This window comes from Psychrobacillus sp. FSL K6-1464 (assembly GCF_038003145.1).
Taxonomy (GTDB): domain Bacteria; phylum Bacillota; class Bacilli; order Bacillales_A; family Planococcaceae; genus Psychrobacillus; species Psychrobacillus psychrotolerans.
Window position 1 is genome coordinate 2877068 of the sequence record NZ_JBBOOP010000001.1, and the last position, 17316, is coordinate 2894383.

Below are 17316 nucleotides of genomic sequence, written 5' to 3' on the forward strand. Positions count from 1 at the left end.
TTTAAATCTCCCTCTCTTTCCATGCATTCCAAATTTTCAACATCGGGACGGGCATCGGTTGTAGATTTATTTCTTCTATTGTAAGCCACTTACAACGATTAGGAAGCTCTTTTTCCTGCTTCAAGATTGCTTCAAAACTCTCCATTTCCCATACTAGGTGCGAAAACACATGTTTAAACTCATTGATTAACGGACCTTTTTCAATCTCTATTCCGTAATCATGTTCGACAATCTCTTCTACTGTATGATTAGGCGTTGGTAACTCTACCATTGGGAATTGCCACATATTCGCTAGTAAGCCTTTAGAAGCTCGTTTTTCAAGTAATACATGTCCATTTTTATTCTGTATAACTACTGTTTTCACTTTATGGGTCTTTGATTTCTTTTGAATTGTTTTTATAGGCAACTCATCTTGCACACCTTCAAAAAATGCAGAGCAATTTTCTCTTAATGGACACAAAAGACATTTTGGTTTAGTTGGGGTACAAATTACTGCACCTAGTTCCATAAGACCTTGGTTAAAGGCAGAGGGATTTTCACGATCTATCAAATCCATTACTGCCTCTTCAAATATTTTCTTTGTTTTTGGCTTCGCAATGTCTTCTTTTATCAATAAGACTCTAGAAAGTACACGCATAACATTGCCATCTACAGCATGTTCTGGCACTCCGTATGCAATACTTAAAATAGCACCAGCAGTATATGGACCAATACCCTTCAACTTGGAAATTTCTTTTCGATTGGAAGGTACAACGCTATTATAATGTTCAACTACTTCTTTAACACCACTCTGTAAGTTTCTGGCACGAGAATAATAACCTAATCCTTCCCACTCTTTTAGTAGTTCTCCTTCTTCTGCATCAGCTAATGATTGTGGTGAAGGATATTTTGCGATAAATCTTTCATAATAAGGAATAACCGTATCCACTTTTGTTTGTTGTAGCATTACTTCGGAAACCCAAATTTTATATGGGTCTGTTGTTTTCCTCCACGGCAAGTCACGTTTTTCTTCTAAAAACCATGAAACTAGGGATTCTCTAACATTTTTTTTGTATAATTCGTTCACTGTAAAATCCTTCCTTGCGATTATTGACATTAAATTTGGGTATATGAATAGTAGCGGCTTTGTTTTTTAACTAATCTATTTTAAGATGTAGTAAGCTGTAATCCTAAAGGAGCTGGTTGTATGGACACAGGTACACATGTTGTTATGGGTGTTGCACTAGGCGGTCTCTCACTTATTGACCCCGTTGTTGCAGGGAGCACACTTACAACGACTGCAGTTATAGCAGGTACAATTATAGGCTCTCAAGCCCCTGATATAGATACTGTTCTAAAATTACGCAATAATGCAGTTTATATTCGACATCATCGTGGAATTACTCACTCAATTCCAGCCGTTATTTTATGGCCTATTTTAATAGCAGGTGTGTTATGGCTTATTTTCCCTGAAGCCAATTTACTGCATTTATGGTTATGGACTTTTCTTGCTGTATTTGTACATGTTTTTGTAGATATCTTCAATTCTTATGGAACTCAAGCTTTAAGGCCATTTTCAAAGAAATGGGTCGCCCTGGGAGTTATTAATACATTTGATCCAATTATTTTTGGTATTCATGTGGTTGGTATACTTTTATGGATGTTAAGCTTAAATCCTGTACCAACTTTTCTTACTATGTACGCTATTATTTTCCTGTACTATATTTTACGATTCGCCGTACAGCATGCAGTGAAAAATTCTGTTAAGCATACTATTCCCGATGCAGATGAAATTATTGTTGCACCTACGATGAAATTTTTTCAATGGAGAGTAGCTGCAAATTCCAAAACACATCATTATGTAGGAAGAGCATACGGCAGATCTATCACTATTTATGATAAGTTCGAACGTAATCCGCTGCCCGAATCTGATTTAGTAAAAGCTGCTTTGAAAGACCAAAATATGAGTGCATTTACTTCGTTTTCTCCTATTTACCGCTGGGAGATTACGGAATTTGAGCATATATATGAAGTAAGACTAATTGACTTACGATATCGCAGTAATGACTTTTATCCATTCGTAGCCGTGGCACATTTAAATGAAGATCTAGAAATAGTCAATTCCTACACAGGTTGGATATTCAGTGAGGATAAGCTACGTAAAAAGCTAGATTTTATCCCACATAACTAATAAAGAAAAAACGCTAGGATACATTTCCTAGCGTTTTTAATTGCTAAAATCGTCGGTCTCCAATAAATGTTTATACTTCTCGTTCGTATTTGCAAATTCATGTAGCTGTGCACCGTAGCCATCTATCCATTTTCTAATGACCATTTCTGTGACAGCAACCCCTTTATAATCATATCCAGCTTTGGCATACGAGGATTCAAAGTCTGACCATAGTAACTCTATCCAAGCTCTTGCCTTTGCAGCAGATAGCTTATCATTTTTTTCTAGAAGTGCGAAAGTTAATTCATCTATTTTTGTTTGCATATTATTTTCTTTCCTCCAGTGATTCTAGCATTGAGATTGGCAAGGCTTCTTCATATTTTTCTCCACCTAATCTGTAACCCCATGCAAATCTTCCTTTTAAGTATTCTACCTGAAAAAACACACCAGGATCTCCAATAATTCGGTACATCTCACCTGGTTTAATAGTAGCAGGATCTATTAGAAAAGCTTGGGCCATCAATGCTTTTCTTTCGTAAACGGCATATTCATTTACTATTCCTAGTTGCTCGGCTTTTCGTGATTTCTCTTTTAAATTTGCAATTTCCGTTCTAAGCTCTGGTACAGTCATATCACCATATTTTTTTTCACTCATCTTGCTCTTCCAACTCCTTCTTTTCTATATATAGATCAATTTGTTCTGCAGGAAAACCTTTTTGATATAACGCTGTCTTTATACGTCTTCGTAAATCGTTTCCTTTATATTTAGCCGAATGTTTTCGCCAAATTTTGTCTCCCTGCGTAGCAATTATATCGATCCATTCTTCTTCATTTTTTTCTAATTCGAATGTTGAAAGTGCTTGGGTAATTATACTAAAATTATAACCTTTTCTTTGAAGTGTATCTTGGACTTTTTGTTTTATCTGCCTTGGTGTTTTATCCTGATTTTGATTGATAATCTTTTCTGCCAAAGTTCTCGCTATATCTACTTGCTCTTCTTCTGAATAATTGCCCAATACTTTCTCTTGAAGATCTTTATCAATTCCTTTTTTCTTCAGTTCCTGACGTATTGCAGTCGGTCCTTTTTTGCTATTTTTCTTTTGTGTTTCTACTAAGGCTTTCGTAAAGCTTTCATCATTAAGAAAGCCATACTCATATAATTTTCGAATTGCTTCTAATATAACAGCTTCACCATACTCATTTTGCAATAGTTTTTGTTTTACTTCGTACTCACTTCTCATACGGTAACTTAAAAAGTTAATGGCTTTGTTAAACGCCTTTCTTACTTCATCGTCAAAAACAATTTCATCTAGTGTAAATTCTTCGATGACTTTGCCCTTAGATAATTGGTACTTGATCAGAACTGCTTCATCCAAACTAAATGCATACTTTTCATCCAAATATAAATTATACCGTTCATTATTATTCTTTTGTCGTCCAATTCTCGTAATAACCGGCATTTTCACTCTCTCCATTCGCCTTTCTTCAATTATAGCGTATAAGTTGGTTGGTGATAAATGATTGAACTGTTATGATAAAACTAAGAAGGAGGTTGAAGATAAATGAAAATTGCAATTACTGGAGGAACTGGATTTGTAGGAAGCGAACTGACAGAGTTACTGTTGCAAAAAGGCCATGATGTATATATACTATCTCGTTCTAAACAGGGAACGGAACATGGCATAACATATGTACAGTGGCTATCTGAAAATGCCCACCCTGAAAAACAGTTAGAAGGCATCGATGCTTTTGTAAATCTGGCTGGTGAGTCCATTAATAATGGGCCATGGACAGAAGTACAAAAACAAAAAATCTATGACAGTCGGATGCAAACAACGGATGAACTGCTCCGGATATTAAAAGCGCTTGCTGTAAAACCTAAAGTACTAGTAAATGCAAGTGCGATTGGCATTTATCCAGCCTCGACTAGTACAAGATATACAGAAAAATCGAAAGAAGTTGGTACTGACTTTCTAGCTCGAACAGTTCGAGATTGGGAGCTGAAAGCTAAAAGTGCAGAAGAGCTTCAGATACGTGTTGCTTATGGTAGATTCGGAATTATTTTAGGTAAATCTGAAGGTGCACTTCCATTGATGGCATTACCATACAAGCTTTTTGTTGGTGGACCTATTGGAACAGGTGATAATTGGATGTCATGGGTACATGTTAAAGATGTTGCAAGTGCCTTATTATTTGCAATAGAACAACCCATTAATGGTCCATTTAATATTACTGCGCCCCATGCAAAAAAGATGAACGATTTTGGAAAAACCTTAGCAACTGTATTGAAAAGGCCACATTATTTTCCCGTTCCATCTTTTGCTTTAAAGTTTGCTTTAGGTGAAAAAAGTCAGCTTGTCATAGAAGGCCAACATGTTATACCACAGGTTCTACTGGATGAAGGTTATACATTCCATTTTCCTAATTTAGAAAGTGCTTTACGCGCTATTTATAAATGAATAACTAACTCTTATTGGCGCAACCTACTTAAAAAAGAAAGGTTGCGTTTTTATGTGGAAATCTCACCTAGTAGGAATTATTATTGCAACAATCATTTTAAGTATTGGATTTATGAATAAACCTTTTTCTGCCCAAGCTGATAAGGAAATACATTGGGGCTTAAAAAAAGCTACAAATGAACAACAAGCAGAAGCAGGTGGAGAAATGGATGCCTTGCTCAAAAAACATGGTTCCATATATAAGGGATCTGCAGATGAAAAAATTCTATATTTTACATTCGATAACGGCTATGAAAACGGCTATACCGAAAGTATTTTAGATACTTTGAAAGCTGAAAACATTCAAGCTACATTCTTTTTAACTGGGCACTATTTAGAAAGTGCAACTCCTTTAGTAAAAAGAATGATTGCAGAGGGACACCAGATTGGCAACCATTCATATGGACACCCGAACTTAGCAAGGCTCTCTAAGGAAGGTGTCAAAAAAGAACTGCAAAAATTTGATAAACGTTTAAGTGAACTAACTTCATTAACCCGAACAACCGTCACTCGGCCACCGGAAGGCATTTTTAACGAACAAGTACTAGAGGCTGCCAATGAAATAGGACATCAGCATATCTTTTGGTCTGTAGCTTTTATTGATTGGCATAAGGATCAGAAAAAAGGCGGTAAATATGCTTATGATGAGCTAATGTCCCAAATCCACCCTGGTGCAATCATCTTAATGCACACAGTATCTCCTGATAATGCAGAGGGCTTACCAATGTTCATCAAGGATGCTAGAAAAATGGGCTATACATTTGGAACACTAGATGATCTAGTCATGAATAATCTGGATATTCCGCTTACTTTGCTTCCTGAATAAACTCCTTTATAATAGAAGGAAGATTATAAAGGACGTGAAGGTATGAGTGAAAAATCAGTTATAGAAGTAGGACAAGAATTCCCCCTGACGATTAAACGACTTGGTATCAATGGAGAAGGCGTTGGATTCTTTAAACGTAATGTTGTTTTTGTTAAAGGTGCACTTCCAGGAGAAGTAATTACTGCGAAAGTGACAGTAGCAAATCCTAAGTATGCCGAAGCAGAAGTTAAAACATTAAGAGAACCGTCTCCGCATCGTGTTACTCCACCTTGCCCAGTATATGAATCTTGTGGGGGATGTCAGTTACAGCACATGACTTATGAAAGTCAGCTGCTTGTAAAAAGAGATTTAGTTATACAGGCTTTAGAACGATATGTGAAAGACTTAGCCCCATCAATTGATGTAAGACCAACGATTGGCATGGAAAACCCATGGCACTATCGCAACAAAAGCCAATTCCAAGTGAGAGAATTAGGCGATAAAGTTATTGCTGGATTATACGCGGAAGAATCCAATATGTTAATCGATATTAACGAATGTTCCGTTCAACACCCGGCTACTACCCATATTACAAATGAAATAAAAAGATTCCTGGAAGAAATGAAAATTTCTATCTATGATGGAAGAAATTCTAAAGGAGTCGTACGTACAATTGTCGTTCGTACGGGTATGAAAACTGGACAAATTCAAGTTACCCTTGTGACAACTCAAAAGAAAATGCATCAAAAAGAAGAACTAGTTCAAAAAATAAGAGCAATTGATCCTAATATAGTGTCCATTAGTCAGAATATCAATGCAGAAGATACTTCGCTAATATTTGGTGATACGACGATTAACTTACATGGGAAAGAAACGATTCATGAAAAGCTTGGAGAATTAGCTTTCGATTTATCTGCTCGTGCATTCTTCCAGTTAAATCCGGAACAAACAGTGCATTTGTACAATGAGATCGAAAAAGCTGCGGCTCTTACAGGAGAAGAAACAATCGTAGATGCTTATTGTGGTGTCGGCACCATCGGACTATGGCTTGCAAAAAATGCCAAAGAGGTTCGTGGTATGGATATTATTCAAGAATCTGTTCAAGATGCTAAAAAGAATGCCAAGCGAAATGGCTTCAAAAATACGCAATATGTACATGGTACAGCACAACATTGGTTACAAAAGTGGAAAAATGAAGGATTCGTTCCAGATGTATTAACAGTAGATCCACCACGCGCAGGTTTAGATGATGAATTGTTAAAAACGATCTTGGATATTAAACCAAAACGTTTTGTTTACACATCATGTAACCCATCGACACTTGCGAAGGATTTAGCTGCTCTTAAAGAAATTTACAATATAGAATACATCCAGCCTGTTGATATGTTTGCTCAAACTGCACATGTTGAAGCAGTAACATTATTAATACTAAAATAATAAAAAATCCCGAGAATTATTTCTCGGGATTTTTATTTTTTCTACCAGATTTTAATGATTACTACTTTTCTCACTCCCCACCCTCATCATATCTTCGTGAGTTTTAATTTGGAGATCATAGGGAAAGATTAAATTGAACATACTTTTAAAGGAGGAGATTTTTTTGAAAGCTGTCACATATCAAGGTGCCAAAGATGTCCAAGTAAAAGAAGTTCCAGATGCCAAATTAGAAAAACAGGATGATATCCTCGTACGTATTACCACTACAGCAATTTGTGGATCAGATCTTCATATTTATAGAGGTGCCATGCCTACTCGAAAGGACTATGTCATCGGGCATGAACCAATGGGAATAGTGGAAGAGGTTGGACCAGCAGTAACGAAAGTTAAAAAAGGAGATAGAGTAGTTATTCCATTTAACGTATCATGTGGCGAATGTTTTTATTGTCAAAATGAGATGGAAAGCCAATGCGATAACTCTAATGATAATCCAGCCTTGGACACAGGGGGTTACTTTGGTTTTACCGAACGTTATGGTAATTTCCCTGGGGGTCAGGCAGAATACTTACGTGTACCATATGGAAACTATCTGCCGTTTTTAATACCGGAATCTTGTGAACTAGAAGATGAATCTTTGTTATTTCTTTCAGATGTTCTTCCAACTGCCTATTGGAGTGTTGAAAACTCTGGCATGAAAGAAGGAGACACCGTTGCCGTTTTAGGAGCAGGTCCTATCGGTCTGATGGTACAGAAGTTTGCTTGGATGAAAGGTGCAAAGAGAGTAATTGCAGTGGATCATTTAGATTATCGTTTAAAACATTCTATAAAGATGAATAATGTTGAAGTGTATAATTTTGAACAATACGATGATATGGGTTCACATATTAAAGAAATTACTAACGGTGGAGTAGACGTAGTGATTGACTGTGTAGGTATGGACGGTAAAATGTCGATGGTTGAAAAAGTGGAACAAAAGCTAAAACTCCAGGGTGGAACATTAAGTGCTCTAGATATCGGAATAAACGCAGTAAGAAAGTTTGGGACAATTCAATTAACAGGCGTTTACGGGTCATTGTATAATATGTTCCCACTAGGTAATATTTTCGAACGAAATGTAACCCTAAAAATGGGACAAGCCCCAGTTGTACATTATATGCCTACCTTATTTGATAAAATTACGAACGGTGAATTCGATCCGAAAGAAATTATTACACATAGTATGCCATTAGACAAAGCTAGCGATGCTTACAAAACTTTCCATGATCATGAAGAAGAAAGTATTAAATTCGTGTTAAAACCTTAATTATATATAATACATTGGACAGACATTCAACTTGTCTGTCCTTTTCTCATGACATAAGATTCCATTCCGATTCAAGGCAATCTTCAATACTTTTTTGCAAAGGATATAATTTTGGTCTTTTTTGAACTTCAATCAAAAAGCTTTTTAAGAATGACTTGCAGTTTGCATATAAATACCAATACTCTTCTTCCTTCACTAACATTTTCTGTTTATGTAATTCATCTGGTATTTGCTGTAACAATGATTGTATTTCTTTTATTTCTAGGCCTCGTTCGAGCATCTCCAGTATTGGAACTAATATTCTTTCCTCCTCTTCGTGAATGTAAACAGTAGTGGAAACAAGGACTTTATCCCACAGTACATTTAAGATTTCTCCAAAGTACTTTACGTCCACTTTTTTACTTTTTATCAATTCATCCAAAGTATCTGCGACATGCGCTACACTGTGAGCCCACCCTTTATATGGAATATATCCTCTTAAGTCTTTTTCAAGATTAATATAATCTACTATTTTATTTTTTACTTGCAAAATTACATCTTGGCTAAGAAAGTCATCTTCGTTGTCTTTTGATAGTATAAGTGCTATTAAAAGAGTAGTAAAAGACCTTGTGAATACAGTATCTGTGTCTTTCTCTCCAATACCTTTCAATAACAAATCCTTTAGTGCCACTTCTAATAGTTCCTTCAACAGATCCTGATCTAGCAAATTCTTTTTTATTATTAAATGATAAAACCAGCTATATATTAATTGGTCCCTCAACTCGCCATCTGAAGAACCAATATGTTCAATCATCGATTTGATAATAATGACTGTTTCCTCGGCTTCCCAAATTCTTTCCCCACTTTTAAGCTCCGATAATATCTCTTTAAGTTCCATTGCTTCCATTTGAAAATATCATTTCCTTCCATACTTCATTAAACAATATCTATTTTTCATTTTAGTTGATCTTCAAACTATTAATTTCTTAATTACTTCATTTACAAAAAGGAATCTATCTATATAGACAAAAAGAGCCCCTATAAAAATAACGATATAAATAGCTGATATTATAAGGGCTGGCTTAATACTCCCTTGTTCCAGTAAGTTAACAAGATTAATAAAGAACATGGAGAATACTATAATACCCGCAAGCCAAAGTGCCTTCAGAAAATTTACCTCATAATCTATCAGCGCAACTTTTAAGGTGGATTCCTCTGTTTTGATAACCTTGAGTTGCTCCGAGTGAAGCATACCTTTCTTAGTTATAGTAAAAGATTGCTCATCACTATAATCTATTTGATGTGCTGCTGGATATAAATCCAAGGTGTATGTGACAAGCACAAAAGCTATGAGAAGCAAGTATAGAAGTAAATTTATATACTTTTTTTCTGCATTCAGCGTTATCATCGATTCCACTCCTTTTTTTGAAGTAGTGTATTTATTGATTATACGTAAAGTAAGCAGAAAAGTTACACAATTACGGTTATGGTAAAGATACATACATCATTGTTGTGAAGGTTATCACTTAAACTAAAGGGGCTACAACAACTGGCATCATATTGATGGAGTAGCTTCTTATCACATGTCACTCCAATCAAATAGTACCTGATGCTCATTCGCATCAAGTACTAAAAAATTATGAATGAACCGTTTTCCGCTTCATTCGCCATAAGAAATAAAGAACGGGTAAAATTAGGAATGCAGATGCCGAAATGCCTCCTGCAATTGTTGTGTATAATGCTAACAATCCTACTAATGGGCCCCCAACAATTTGTCCGAAAGCATCAAGTTGCCCAAACATGGAAAGTGTTGTTGCTCTACCTTTCGATTCAATTTGTTCATTTGTAATGATGCTCATTAATGGATAGTTTACGTTTCTCAGTGCACTTGTCACCCAGTACATCACCACAGCTATCCAGAAATGACCTGTCCATGCGAAAATTAGCATCGTTCCTGTCAACACTGCATTTATAAGCAATAGCACATCCGCGTAGCGACCTTTCACGTTTTTCTCAACAAAACGTAGTACGACAATATTAAGTAAAAATGCAATCGCATAAAAAGCACCAAACCAGTAGATGGACTCATCTTCCGACAAATTATAGTCAGTAATGAAATGGGCTCCATATAAACGGTCGAATCCTTCACTCGCAAGTCCCCATAATAATGTAACTACCGCTATGCTAACTAGCATAGTATTCCCACGAATCTGTGATAGTCCAGCTTTGATAGTGGTAACCATATGAGTGACACCCGAGACACCTTTTTCACGTGTTACTTTGACAAACTTGGTTTCGGGTAGCTTGATGAATGCCCAGAATGAAAGGGCAATCAGCATGACACCTGCAAATATAATCGCCGTTTGCACCGACCAAACAGCCGCAATTGCCACACTGGCCAAAATTGCTACGAAACGTGCAAAAGAAGAAAATTGGGAACCACGAAGGAACGTGGTGTCTAAGTCTTCGCCGTCTAACTCATCCGCAATCCATGCTTGTTCAGCTCCACTTATGAAAGTCCAGCCTATTCCCCACATCGCAGAAGCGAAAGCAATCGCCCAAAATTCTGGCGTACTACCTTCAAGGACATGTGCCAAACCAATAATAACTGTGCCCAGTGCTAGTGAACGCTTTCGTCCGTAGTGATCTGCATACAAGCCAGTTGGCATTTCAAACAAGAGAACGGAAACTTCCATAATTGTGCCGATTAAAACCAGTTGCAATGCATTTAAGTCTGCTTGCGTTACATAATAAATAGCATTTAATGTAAATACGATTTGGATAAAAAACGATCTAGAACTTGTGATTGTGTAATAAAAATTTTGTATGCTCACTATAATTCCTCCGATTTAGTTGATTCTGGATTGAATCAAATCGGAGATCATATTATTAAACCAACATGCCCTCCAATTTGAATGAAGAAGTCAGTGTTATTCTTTGCATATGAATCTCTCCCTTTACTATAATTAACTCAGACTAACCTATTATTCAGAATATTGTCAAGAGTTGTTTATATAATGTTATTTTCAGAGATGGGACGTAGGAAATGAACTTAAGGGGAAGATTTTCATGGAAATAAAAGAAGTAGATAGCAAAGTGATAGTAGATGACTTTGAATTTTATGGTCAAATTGAACAAGAAAAGTATTGTTCTACATGCAAGTTTAATTTAGTTTATTATGATAATTTTGATACGTATTTTTGTCCTAAATGTAATAGTTGGATAGAATCTAAATGTAGTGACCCTAGTTGCAAATATTGCCCTAATAGACCAGAAAAGCCTTTATCTTTAAAATAGCCAAAAGAAAAAGCACTAAGGTTGTTCTTAAAAAAGAACAACCTTAGTGCTTCGCTATTACAGATTAAATTGGTTAATTGCTTTTTGAAGCTGATGGGCTGATTGTTGTAGAGTTTGAATCGTTTTGTCTAAGTTTTCAACGGTATCCACTTGATAATCTGCCGAAACAGCAACAGTTTTCGTTTGTTCTACTGACTCATTTACAATAGCGGTAACTTGCTCCATGGATGCAAGTACTTCTTCGGAGCTTGCAGACATTTGTTCTGTTACAGCTGAAACATCTTGTACTTCTTCATTTACACGGACAACAGATTCCAGTACCTTATTCAAGTCGTTTCCGATCTCTTCGACGGCTAATGATCCACTTTGTACATCTTTTGCGCTTCTAGCCATTTCTTCTAGTGCTAGAACAGTTACTGTTTGGAATCCTTGAATATGATCACGTATTTCTTCCGCAGAGTTTCTCGACATTTCTGCTAGTTTTCTAACCTCATCTGCAACTACAGCAAAGCCCTTCCCTGCTTCACCTGCCCGAGCCGCTTCAATAGCTGCATTCAATGCTAGTAGATTCGTCTGATCAGCAATACCTGTAATCACTGTAACCATCTCTTCAATGGATTGATATTTTTCTCCTAGATCTTTCACATGTTTTTCAGTTGCCAGTACAGAAGTCTCGACGTTTTTAATCTGGTGAACTACTGTCATAGAATTTGCTGCACTTGAGGTAACAAGTTCTGTCATATCACTAGATGATGTGGCCACTGAGGTAGAAGAATCTGCAATTCTCTGGATGCCAATAGTCATCTCTTCCATAGCAGTTAGAGCTTCATCATTATTTGTTTTCTGTATTTCAGATCCAGAAGCTATTTTATAAATACTCTCTGATATTTCATCATTTGAGGATCTAACTGACTTCATTACTTCCTCTAATTCATCAGATACTTTTAATAGCGAACCCGCTGTTCCATTCATATTTGTTAAAATAGAGGATAATTGAACAATGGATTTTCGGAATGATTTAGCAAAATCGGATATTTCATTATTTTGTTTTAATGACACCGTTTTTAATACTTCCTCAGCCCCTCGAAGGTCTCCATTTGCAAACTTAATAGAAGCATCTTGCATATTTGTTAGTGGCTTCAAGGCAGTTCGAACATAACGATAGAGTATTAAAGTGATGACTGTACCTAACAGAATAACCATTATCAAAGAAAAAGGAACAGATTCTTTTAAGCTTTTTTGTTGAATTAATTGGACATTCGCTGCAGAAATGTCAACTCCTACAACCCCAATTATTTCTCCTGCTTCATTTTTCAAAGGAGCATACGATGATAGGTATTCCCCGTATTCTTCATCCTCAATTAAGTCTGTGTAGCTTCCACTTCCAGTTAATGCACCTTCTACAGCTTCATAATTTGTTCCTTCACTTATATCGCCTGGTAAATAAGCGCTATCATCATCTTTTCCTGCAGCATCGACAATGATGGTGGCTGTTTCTCCTTCTTTAGGAATATCCGTAATATACGCATATAATATGCCATTTTGTATTAGTAAATTATTTAACTCTTCTCTTAACTCCCAGTACTTTTCATTTTGTTCAGGGTTCTTTTTAAATTCTTCATAGGCTGGAACATCTACTAACGTAGCGATATTTTGCGCAATATGTATACCATTTTCCCCTAATGAATCTTTTACAGTTTTGTTCGTGTTGTAAACAAGGACAGTGGTAAATAATGCTACGAGTAATAGTATCCCTACGACAATATAGAGTGTAATTTTACTTCCTAACTTAGATGATTTTTGCTTCATAACAATCGACCTTTCTTCTGTGGATTGGAGATGAGTATAAGAAATGATAATGAACCTAACAATAGAGCTATAAGTATTAAGAAACTTAGGCCATCAAATAGTTGTATGAAAAGCCCACCTAAAAATGGTCCCGACAAGCTTCCTAAACTAAAGAAAATTCCACAGAGTAAATTGCCAGTTGGTAGTAATTCTTTTGGTGTTAAATCGGTCATATACGAAATACCAAGGGAAAACGTTGAACCTACAAATGTACCTGCTATAAAAAACATACTTCCTATAATTAGAACGGAAGTTTCGAACATACTAGCTATACCAAATGTTAAAGAGCCCATGGCCAATGCTACGATCAACACTTTTCTTCGACCGATACGATCACTTAATACCCCTAATGGCAGCTGAGATACAACACCTCCGATAGAAAATGCTGCTAATATATAAGAAAGATCTGTAACGTCTAGAGCATTACGTAGTGCATACACAGGATAGATTGCGTTCAGTGAAGACTCCAAAAAACCATAGCTAAACGGTGGTATAAATGCTATCCATGCAACTGCAAATGCTGCTCCAAAGCGTTTCCAGGTCCCAGCTATTAAGGCACTATCGGAAAAAACTTCAGGCTTCTCATTCTTAATGAAGAATACAAGAACCCACGCACTTAAACAAAGGATACTCGAAACAATGAACGGTAAACCTTCAAAGATCTCCACTAATTGGACAAATAAAGGTCCAACCGCAAAACCTATGCCAAATGATAATCCGTAAATAGCAATATTTCTACCTAATCGATGCTGTGGTGAAAAGCTAGTAATCCAAGTTTGTGTCGAAAAATGAAGAGCATGATCACCAATTCCGATCAATAGCCGCAACACAAACCAAAAGGCTACACTTTTCCACAAAGGAAAAAGCATTAAGGACACAATAACAAGAAGTCCACCTACAATTATTATCGGTTTGTATCCGAATTTTCGTAGAGGTGGTTCCATAAAAGGAGAGATTAACAACGTACCTATGTATAATCCAGTTGCACTTAATCCATTTAAAGTAGCACTAACACCATCTTGTTCAAAAATTACAGAAATTAAAGGAAGCAACATCCCTTGCGAAAAACCAGATATTGAAACAATAGCAACCAATATTCTAAAACGTCTTTTTTCTTCTAATGTAAATTCATGCATATTAATACCTCTTTTTATCCAAACTAATTTCATAATAGCTTTAGTTTAGCAGAGAATAAGAATGGGTAATATATAAATTTACACAACAAAAGGCTCAGCCGATATCTCTGTAAGATAATGGACTGAGCCTTTACATATAACTATTATTTACTTGTATATTCATAACTGCATTTTCGGCCTGTCTGCCGGTGAAATGTCTATACACCCTCTTTCAACTGATTAGAATGGTCGACTGTTCACTACGGCCTCCCTTCTATGTATCTTATTGATACTTTATCATATAAACAGAATATTGTAAACATTGTAAATATAAAAATCATTAAATTAACTCTTTAGACCTATCTTTTCTTTACAATTTCCTATATCCTATACTAAAGTGAGGTGTTATTCTGTGGGTAAACAAATTTCAAATCCAGAACAACAAGTATCTTATTTAAAAGATCGACTTCAAATGTTTCTAGAAGTTTTGGACACAATCGAACCTGAAACAACTGAACTTGAAGATATAGACCGCCTGATTCAAATGATGGACGACCTTGAGTTAAAAGTTGAACAGTTTAAAAACACAAAAGAATAATTAAGAAGTTCGGAATGAAATCATTCCGAACTTTTTTTTCGTGGATGGATGGTTGTAGTTCTCGAGCGCATAGCCTTGGTTCACGGGCACATACCTACTTTGCTCGGTCGGATAAGCTGTTCTCTTGGGCGCTCGGGCGTTTCGTGGGCGGATAGCCGTGGTTCTCGGGTGCATAGCTACTTCGCTCGGGCGGATAAGCTGTTCTCTTGGGCGCTAGAGCATTTCGTGGGCGGATAGCCTTGGTCTCGGGCGCATACCTACTTCCCTCGGGCGGATAAGCTGTTTCCTTGGGCGCTCGGGTGTTTTGTGGGCGGATAGCCTTGGTTCTCGGGCGCATACCTACTTCGCTCGGACGGACAAGCTGTTCTCTTGGGCGCTCGGGTGTTTTGTGGGCGGTTAGCCGTGGATCTCGGGCGTATAGCTCCTTCTCTCAGGCGGATGACCACTCACTTGGACACTCGGGTGATTCCCGACGGATACACCTCTCTCCTAAGCCTCTACTAGTGTGAAAGCATTTTCCCCTGAAAGCCACTGTCCCCGCAATTACGCCATTCCATGTATTTATTCAGCTACTCTTTTTTTCATCTCCATAAAATAGTATACTTGTAATGTTTGTTACCTATTTACATATAAAAGGAGCGTTCACCTCATGCAATTGGAGCAATTAGAGAAAAGTATTTATGATTTAATTACCGAAACTTCTACAAATTTACCTAAGGATGTTCGACGTGCGATAAAAAAGGCAAAAGCTGCTGAAAATGCTGGTACTCGAGCTGCGATGAGTTTAGATACGATCACAAACAATATTCAAATGGCAGATGATAATGTTTCTCCTATTTGCCAAGATACGGGTTTACCAACTTTCAAGATTAAAACACCTATTGGCGTGAACCAATTAGAAATTAAAGCAGCGATTAAGCGTGCAATAGCTACAGCTACTAAAGATGCAAAGCTTCGTCCAAATGCTGTTGACTCTTTAACTGGTGCTAACAGTGGGGATAACTTAGGTGATGGTCTTCCTGTCGTTAAGTTTGAGCAATGGGAAAACGACTACATTGAGATGAAGCTTATTTTAAAAGGTGGCGGCTGTGAAAACAAAAATATTCAATATAGCCTGCCTACTGAGTTAGAAGGATTAGGTCGTGCTGGTCGTGACTTAGACGGAATTCGCAAATGTATTTTACATTCTGTCTATCAAGCACAAGGACAAGGCTGTTCAGCTGGCTTTATCGGAGTAGGAATCGGTGGGGATCGATCTTCTGGATATGATTTAGCAAAAGAACAATTATTCCGTCATGTAGAAGATACAAACCCAAATCCTGACCTAGCAAAATTAGAGCAATATATAGTTGAAAAAGCTAACACACTAGGCATTGGTACAATGGGCTTCGGTGGAGAAGCTACATTACTTGGCTGTAAAATTGGAGTAATGCACCGTATTCCTGCAAGTTTCTATGTGTCTGTTGCTTATAATTGTTGGGCTTACCGTCGTATGGCGATTAATATAAACTCCACTACAGGTGAAATTATCGAATGGCACTACCAAGATGGAGAGAAAATTGAGTTCAAAGACCAATCGTCCGAAGAAGCTCCTCAAAAAGTAGTAGAATTACAAGCTCCTATTACAGAGGAACAAATTCGTGCACTTCAGGTCGGAGATGTTGTTTCAATCAGTGGTCGTATGTATACTGGCCGTGACGCAATACATCACCACTTGATGAGCCATGATGCACCAGTTGACTTAAATGGGCAAATTATTTATCACTGTGGTCCTGTCATGCAAAAAGATGATGCAGGTGACTGGCATGTACGTGCTGCAGGTCCAACTACATCTATCCGTGAAGAACCTTACCAAGGCGATATTATGAAGAAATTTGGCATTCGTGCAGTAATCGGTAAAGGTGGAATGGGTCCCAAAACACTTGCTGCTCTTTCTGAACATGGTGGAGTTTACTTAAATGCAATCGGCGGAGCTGCTCAGTATTATGCAGATTGTATCAAAGGCGTAGAAGGTGTGGACTTGATGGAATTCGGCATTCCTGAAGCTATGTGGCATCTTCGTGTCGAAAAATTCACAGCTGTAGTAACAATGGATTCCCATGGTAACAGCTTACATGCTGATGTAGAAAAATCTTCACTTGAAAAACTATCAGCTTATAAAGAAAAAGTATTCAGTTAATGTAAACAGTTGACTTATAAAAACCTCTAGATTATAATAATTATAAATTAGTAATGAATACAAAATGGATTTCCTATTGGAAGTCCATTTTCTTCATTTATAAGGACT

At 36.9% G+C, this 17316-nt stretch carries 17 protein-coding genes; 8 read left to right on the plus strand and 9 right to left on the minus strand.

Annotated elements, in window-relative coordinates; translation table 11 throughout:
* Position 1: 1 nt before the first annotated feature.
* On the minus strand, positions 2-1066 hold the full coding sequence (mutY, locus tag MKX39_RS14660) for an A/G-specific adenine glycosylase (protein WP_340770036.1): 1065 nt from the start codon (positions 1064-1066) through the stop codon (positions 2-4).
* Positions 1067-1186: 120 nt separating this feature from the next.
* Between mutY and MKX39_RS14665 the strand changes: the two genes are divergently transcribed.
* Complete coding sequence (locus MKX39_RS14665; protein WP_093538171.1) at positions 1187-2170, plus strand: metal-dependent hydrolase; 984 nt, start codon at positions 1187-1189, stop codon at positions 2168-2170.
* A 36-nt stretch (positions 2171-2206) separates the two neighbouring features.
* Here MKX39_RS14665 and MKX39_RS14670 read toward each other — a convergent pair whose 3' ends face one another.
* From MKX39_RS14670 to recX, 3 genes are read right to left on the minus strand one after another with little or no spacing between them, the layout of a single operon-like run.
* The gene (locus tag MKX39_RS14670) at positions 2207-2473 is read right to left on the minus strand and encodes a YfhJ family protein (RefSeq protein WP_340770038.1); all 267 of its coding nucleotides are present in this window, start codon (positions 2471-2473) and stop codon (positions 2207-2209) included.
* Position 2474: 1 nt separating this feature from the next.
* Positions 2475-2804: a YfhH family protein gene (locus MKX39_RS14675; protein WP_093538169.1), complete on the minus strand. Its 330-nt coding sequence runs from the start codon at positions 2802-2804 to the stop codon at positions 2475-2477.
* Positions 2797-3609, minus strand: coding sequence for a recombination regulator RecX (gene recX / locus MKX39_RS14680; protein WP_093538168.1), 813 nt, complete (start codon positions 3607-3609; stop codon positions 2797-2799). The genes MKX39_RS14675 and recX overlap by 8 nt, the downstream gene beginning before the upstream one ends.
* 102 nt (positions 3610-3711) lie before the next feature.
* Between recX and MKX39_RS14685 the strand changes: the two genes are divergently transcribed.
* From MKX39_RS14685 to MKX39_RS14700, 4 genes are all read left to right on the plus strand, one after another.
* On the plus strand, positions 3712-4608 hold the full coding sequence (locus tag MKX39_RS14685) for a TIGR01777 family oxidoreductase (RefSeq protein ID WP_340770040.1): 897 nt from the start codon (positions 3712-3714) through the stop codon (positions 4606-4608).
* A 52-nt stretch (positions 4609-4660) separates the two neighbouring features.
* Positions 4661-5473, plus strand: coding sequence for a polysaccharide deacetylase family protein (locus tag MKX39_RS14690; protein WP_340763328.1), 813 nt, complete (start codon positions 4661-4663; stop codon positions 5471-5473).
* Positions 5474-5515: 42 nt separating this feature from the next.
* Positions 5516-6889: a 23S rRNA (uracil(1939)-C(5))-methyltransferase RlmD gene (rlmD, locus tag MKX39_RS14695; protein ID WP_340763329.1), complete on the plus strand. Its 1374-nt coding sequence runs from the start codon at positions 5516-5518 to the stop codon at positions 6887-6889.
* Positions 6890-7052: 163 nt separating this feature from the next.
* Positions 7053-8192, plus strand: coding sequence for a zinc-dependent alcohol dehydrogenase (locus MKX39_RS14700; RefSeq protein WP_093538165.1), 1140 nt, complete (start codon positions 7053-7055; stop codon positions 8190-8192).
* 46 nt (positions 8193-8238) lie between these two features.
* Here the strand turns inward: MKX39_RS14700 and MKX39_RS14705 are convergent, their stop codons facing one another.
* From MKX39_RS14705 to MKX39_RS14715, 3 genes are all read right to left on the minus strand, one after another.
* Positions 8239-9078: a DUF2785 domain-containing protein gene (locus tag MKX39_RS14705; RefSeq protein ID WP_340770043.1), complete on the minus strand. Its 840-nt coding sequence runs from the start codon at positions 9076-9078 to the stop codon at positions 8239-8241.
* 63 nt (positions 9079-9141) lie between these two features.
* Positions 9142-9579 (minus strand): hypothetical protein, encoded by a 438-nt coding sequence (locus MKX39_RS14710; protein ID WP_340770045.1) that lies wholly within the window; start codon positions 9577-9579, stop codon positions 9142-9144.
* Positions 9580-9808: 229 nt separating this feature from the next.
* Positions 9809-11005, minus strand: a complete 1197-nt coding sequence (locus tag MKX39_RS14715) for an MFS transporter (RefSeq protein ID WP_340770047.1) — start codon at positions 11003-11005, stop codon at positions 9809-9811.
* A 235-nt stretch (positions 11006-11240) separates the two neighbouring features.
* Between MKX39_RS14715 and MKX39_RS14720 the strand changes: the two genes are divergently transcribed.
* On the plus strand, positions 11241-11468 hold the full coding sequence (locus MKX39_RS14720) for a hypothetical protein (RefSeq protein ID WP_340770049.1): 228 nt from the start codon (positions 11241-11243) through the stop codon (positions 11466-11468).
* Positions 11469-11525: 57 nt separating this feature from the next.
* On the opposite strand, the gene MKX39_RS14725 is transcribed toward MKX39_RS14720, so the two are convergent.
* Together MKX39_RS14725 and MKX39_RS14730 are read right to left on the minus strand one after the other, a co-directional pair.
* A complete protein-coding gene (locus MKX39_RS14725) occupies positions 11526-13277 on the minus strand; it encodes a methyl-accepting chemotaxis protein (RefSeq protein ID WP_340770051.1) in 1752 nt (583 codons plus the stop codon).
* Positions 13274-14452 carry an MFS transporter gene (locus MKX39_RS14730; RefSeq protein ID WP_340770053.1) on the minus strand — a complete coding sequence of 393 codons (1179 nt, stop codon included), beginning with the start codon at positions 14450-14452 and terminating at the stop codon, positions 13274-13276. Before MKX39_RS14730 ends, MKX39_RS14725 begins: the two co-directional genes overlap by 4 nt.
* A 391-nt stretch (positions 14453-14843) precedes the next feature.
* On the opposite strand from MKX39_RS14730, the gene MKX39_RS14735 reads away from it, so the two are divergent.
* A complete protein-coding gene (locus tag MKX39_RS14735; protein WP_093538158.1) occupies positions 14844-15029 on the plus strand; it encodes an SE1561 family protein in 186 nt (61 codons plus the stop codon).
* A 649-nt stretch (positions 15030-15678) separates the two neighbouring features.
* Positions 15679-17208 (plus strand): fumarate hydratase, encoded by a 1530-nt coding sequence (locus MKX39_RS14740; protein ID WP_340770055.1) that lies wholly within the window; start codon positions 15679-15681, stop codon positions 17206-17208.
* Positions 17209-17316: the final 108 nt, after the last annotated feature.

Coding starts and splice junctions, on each gene's coding strand:
- MKX39_RS14665 (WP_093538171.1), top strand. CDS start 1,187: ATGGACACAGGTACACATGTTGTTATGGGTGTTGCACTAGGCGGTCTC.
- MKX39_RS14740 (WP_340770055.1), top strand. CDS start 15,679: ATGCAATTGGAGCAATTAGAGAAAAGTATTTATGATTTAATTACCGAA.
- rlmD (WP_340763329.1), top strand. CDS start 5,516: ATGAGTGAAAAATCAGTTATAGAAGTAGGACAAGAATTCCCCCTGACG.
- MKX39_RS14710 (WP_340770045.1), bottom strand. CDS start 9,579: ATGATAACGCTGAATGCAGAAAAAAAGTATATAAATTTACTTCTATAC.
- MKX39_RS14720 (WP_340770049.1), top strand. CDS start 11,241: ATGGAAATAAAAGAAGTAGATAGCAAAGTGATAGTAGATGACTTTGAA.
- MKX39_RS14725 (WP_340770051.1), bottom strand. CDS start 13,277: ATGAAGCAAAAATCATCTAAGTTAGGAAGTAAAATTACACTCTATATT.
- MKX39_RS14690 (WP_340763328.1), top strand. CDS start 4,661: ATGTGGAAATCTCACCTAGTAGGAATTATTATTGCAACAATCATTTTA.
- MKX39_RS14670 (WP_340770038.1), bottom strand. CDS start 2,473: ATGCAAACAAAAATAGATGAATTAACTTTCGCACTTCTAGAAAAAAAT.
- MKX39_RS14685 (WP_340770040.1), top strand. CDS start 3,712: ATGAAAATTGCAATTACTGGAGGAACTGGATTTGTAGGAAGCGAACTG.
- MKX39_RS14675 (WP_093538169.1), bottom strand. CDS start 2,804: ATGAGTGAAAAAAAATATGGTGATATGACTGTACCAGAGCTTAGAACG.
- MKX39_RS14730 (WP_340770053.1), bottom strand. CDS start 14,452: ATGCATGAATTTACATTAGAAGAAAAAAGACGTTTTAGAATATTGGTT.
- MKX39_RS14705 (WP_340770043.1), bottom strand. CDS start 9,078: ATGGAAGCAATGGAACTTAAAGAGATATTATCGGAGCTTAAAAGTGGG.
- recX (WP_093538168.1), bottom strand. CDS start 3,609: ATGCCGGTTATTACGAGAATTGGACGACAAAAGAATAATAATGAACGG.